This is a genomic window from Mesorhizobium sp. M7A.F.Ca.US.005.03.2.1 (assembly GCF_003997795.1).
GTDB lineage: Bacteria > Pseudomonadota > Alphaproteobacteria > Rhizobiales > Rhizobiaceae > Mesorhizobium > Mesorhizobium ciceri.
On sequence record NZ_RZRP01000633.1, the window covers coordinates 1 to 3,748 of the forward strand.

A 3,748-nucleotide genomic window follows, 5' to 3' on the forward strand; every position below is an offset into this window, starting at 1 on the left:
GCAGAACGGTGAAAGTCGCCGGCGCGATCGAGAAGGAGACGTCGTTGAGCGCCCGCTTCTGGCCATAGGAATGGCTGACGGCTCGGACATCGAGCGCCGCCACCTCGTCTCCCGGTCCGCTTGTCCTCATATGCTGCATACCGGATCGCTCCTTCAGGACGCGTTGGCCTATTGGCGCCCCTGATCGCCTTTTGTCTTACTTGATCGTAATCTTGCCCTTCAGTCCCTTGTCGGCAAGGTCGGGAACCGACCAGGTATATTCGCCCGGGCGAACGGTATGGAACTGCACCTGGATCGTTCCCGCGTCGTCGAATTCCAGCCAGGCCGGTCCGCCGTCCATATGCACTTCCAAATCGTTGATGACGATCTGGTCCATCCAGACATTGCGGAAGAGATCGGTCACGAACTTGTACTCGAAACCGCCCTTGGACGTGATCTTCCAGCGATAGCCCTGGCCGGCGATCAGCTCGAAGTCCTTCTGATTGACCGCATAGGTGGAATCGGCCGAACCGATAATCAATTCCGGCAGGTTCTTGCTGGCACGCGACGGTTTTGACGTCGCATCGTCGGCGTTTGCTACGATCGGAGCAAGGACAAATCCGGCGAGCGCGGCGAAGAAAAACCTACGGCAAAGTTTCATGTCTTGAGCCTCCCGATGATCAATGTCTGCTATTTGGGCGAAATGACCACACCCCAGGGCTGCTGGCCCACAGTGAGCGATTGGACCGGCTCGTCGGTGGCCGTGTCGATGAAGGTGATATCGTTGGAATTGCCATTCGTGGTGATCAGCGTTTTCTGGTCGGGCGTGAAGGCCAGATGCCAGACGCGCTGGCCGACGAGGATGTATTTTTCCACCTCATAAGTGTCGGTATTGATCACCGCGACATGGTTCGCCGGGCCGAGCGCGACATAGGCTTTCTTGCCATCGGCGCTGATGGCGATGCCTACCGGCTGGATGGTTTCGGCCCGCAGTCCCTGAATCGCGAACTGGATCTTCTTCACCACTTCGCGTTTGGCGTTGTCGATGACGCTGACGGTGCCGCCGACCTCGGCGCTGACCCAGACCTGCGAGCCGTCGGGCTTGAATTCGGCGAAGCGAGGGCGCGTGTCGACCAGCACATTGTCCGTCACCTCATGCGTGCCGGTGTCGATGAAATGCGCCATGCTGGTGGTTTCCGAGGTGTTGACCATGGTCTTGCCGTCGGGGCTGACACCCATGCCTTCCGGCTCCACGCCGACTGGTATCTCGGCCAGGACCTGCTTGCTTTCGACGTCGATGGCGGTGACGAGATTGTCGTCCTCATTGGCGACATAAAGCGTCTTGCCGTCGGGCGAGAGGACGAACAATTCGGGATCGGGGCCGGAAGGCAGCGTACCGATGATTTCAAGTGTCGCGGTGTCGATGATTTGGATCGTGTCGTCATCGCTGGCGCATAGATAGACGAATTTGCCGTCATGCGAGATGGTGATGCCGCGAGGTCTCTGGCCGACTTCGACGGTCTTCACCACCTGCATCGTCGCCGTGTCGACGACGGTCATCGTGTTGTCCTTCTCGTTGGACACGTAAGCCGTATAGGCCGATGCCGGGCTGGCCGTGAAGCCGGCCGCGAGAATGGCGAATGCGCAAGCTCGTTTCTGCACGCAAATTCCTCCCGATTGACTCTACTTGAGAGCGCATTTCGTTTCCGGCTGATCGACACCGAGAGTGTCGAGTTCGGAGACCTGGTGAAGATAGCCCTCCTGTGGCGATGTCGAGACGACCGACTTGGTGTCGCCAAGCAAGATCGGCTGGCGAAGCTGGAGGTTCCATTTGCGGAAGGTCAGCTTCTGCCCCTTGAAAGCAGCAACCGAAAAATCGTCAGAGCGTATATAGTCGCTGATCCTTTTCGCATCGTCGCCCTTGGTGCGCGTGGTGGCCTCGCCGACCGCACGCACCGCGGTCCAGGCCGACATGTCTTTGGAGAGCATCCGCCGGCTCGTCGTCTTCAGGAAGCGGCTCTGCATCTGGATGCCGCCCCATTGTTCGCTGGCGGGATGCCATGACGATGCAACCAGACCGGCCGTGCCGGCGACCAGCCGCGGCGTCCAGGTGCGGTAGGGCACGTAGGTGCCGAAAACCTCGCTTTCGTCGGCGACAAGCACCACGTCGTGCTCCGGGAGGTCTTGCGTGAACACGGAAATCTGCTGCTGTATCTGCGTGGCGCCGGTGTCGGTGCGCCTGGCTGTGCCGGTATCCTTGAATTCCTTCTCGGCGACGATCTGGCCGCCGAAGCGGGTTGCCGCGCGGCGCAGCGCATCGGCGTAGAGATGGTCCTGCTCATGTGATCCATAGAGCAGCACCCAATTCGGCCACTTCTTCACCATGAGATACTGCGCCAGCGCGTCGGCCAGCATGCTGCGCGTCGGCGCGATATGGAAAACGTTGATGCGGCAGTCCTCCTCGCGAAGGCTGTCGTCGGTGGCGCCGACGTTGAAGATCAGCACGCCTTTGTCGCGGGCGATGTCGGCGATCGACAGCAATTGTTTGGCTGAAAGATCGGCGACCACATAGCGGTCGCCCTTGGCGATCATGCCTTCGAATGCCTGAACCGCGTCGCCGTCGGGCTTGACCTCGGTCACGTCGAGGCTGAATTTCTGGTCGGTGAACTTTCCCGTCGTGTTGTTGTCGCCGATCGCTACCTCGGCACCGGCGACACCTTCGTCACGTGGCGGCAGGTCGAGCATGGAAAGCGTCAATTGCGGTGCGTAGGCCCGCAAATAGCCTATCTTGATTTCAGTTATCTTTTTTTCCGGCTTCGCCACCGTTTCCTGGCCTGTCGCGTCGGAAACGTTGACGGTCAGGGAAAAAAAGCACAAAAAGGCAGCGAGAGTGCCTGGCACCGCGCTCGTCATCGATAGTAATTACCCATTCTTGCGCAGAGGTTCGACGGTTGCCGGACCCGCGCCAAGTCAAGGTGCCCATGATCAACTTAGCCGACCCGAAAAATTTATCAAACCCTATAGGACGACTTTTCGCGCCTGCCAGAACGGTGCGGAAGGTCGCCAGCGTCGATTCGCATGGCAACACCGGCGAGACGTGGCGCAGGGGGATCGACCGCCTCTATAAAAGCGTCTTGTCCTCCAAACTGGAGAAACTGTTCAAATGACCAGAATGCTGGCAAGCGTCACCGGCATCGAAGAGGCGGAGATCGCTCTTTCTGGAGGTGTCGATATCGTCGACCTGAAGGACCCGAAGGCGGGAGCCCTGGGCGCGGTGTCCATGGAAACCATGCTCCGAACGATCTCTTTCATCGCGGGTCGGGCTCCGGTCAGCGCTGTCTGCGGCGACCTGCCGATGGAACCCGAAACGATCCGCATCAAGGCCGAAGAGATCGCGGCGACCGGCGTCGACTATGTGAAGATCGGATTTTTTCCTTCGGCAAATATCTCTGCCTGCGCACAGGCGCTTGAACCGCTCGCCGCACGAACGAAGCTGATTGCCGTGCTGTTTGCCGATCTGGCGCCGGACTTCGAGCTTCTGCCGATGTTCGCCAGGCATCGCTTCCACGGCGTGATGGTTGATACCGCGCAAAAGGGGAAGGGCCGGCTGCTCGATCATCTGCCGCCGGAGCGTATTCCGGGATTCGTCGATCGAACGAAATCGCTCGGTCTGATGGTCGGCCTGAGTGGATCGCTGGAAGCTCCGGACATTCCGCGCCTATTGCCTTTCGCTCCCGATTTTCTCGGCTTTCGGGGGGCGCTGTGTGGC

4 protein-coding genes and 1 pseudogene are annotated in these 3,748 nt (G+C 59.7%); 1 reads left to right on the forward strand and 4 read right to left on the reverse strand.

Annotated elements, in window-relative coordinates:
- From EN991_RS41130 to EN991_RS27220, 4 genes and pseudogenes are all read right to left on the reverse strand, one after another.
- Nucleotides 1-139, reverse strand: a pseudogene (locus EN991_RS41130) (ABC transporter ATP-binding protein); the annotation flags it as partial.
- Between the two features lie 57 nt (nt 140-196).
- On the reverse strand, nt 197-640 hold the full coding sequence (locus EN991_RS27210; RefSeq protein ID WP_013532046.1) for a hypothetical protein: 444 nt from the start codon (nt 638-640) through the stop codon (nt 197-199).
- 29 nt (nt 641-669) lie between these two features.
- The gene (locus EN991_RS27215; RefSeq protein ID WP_127369912.1) at nt 670-1,641 is read right to left on the reverse strand and encodes a YVTN family beta-propeller repeat protein; all 972 of its coding nucleotides are present in this window, start codon (nt 1,639-1,641) and stop codon (nt 670-672) included.
- Between the two features lie 21 nt (nt 1,642-1,662).
- Nucleotides 1,663-2,892 (reverse strand): ABC transporter substrate-binding protein, encoded by a 1,230-nt coding sequence (locus tag EN991_RS27220; RefSeq protein ID WP_127369913.1) that lies wholly within the window; start codon nt 2,890-2,892, stop codon nt 1,663-1,665.
- Between the two features lie 250 nt (nt 2,893-3,142).
- Here EN991_RS27220 and EN991_RS27230 point away from each other — a divergent pair.
- Nucleotides 3,143-3,748: (5-formylfuran-3-yl)methyl phosphate synthase (locus EN991_RS27230; RefSeq protein ID WP_206519258.1), on the forward strand; the 606-nt coding region annotated here is incomplete at its 3' end.

Coding starts and splice junctions, on each gene's coding strand:
- EN991_RS27210 (WP_013532046.1), bottom strand. CDS start 640: ATGAAACTTTGCCGTAGGTTTTTCTTCGCCGCGCTCGCCGGATTTGTC.
- EN991_RS27220 (WP_127369913.1), bottom strand. CDS start 2,892: ATGACGAGCGCGGTGCCAGGCACTCTCGCTGCCTTTTTGTGCTTTTTT.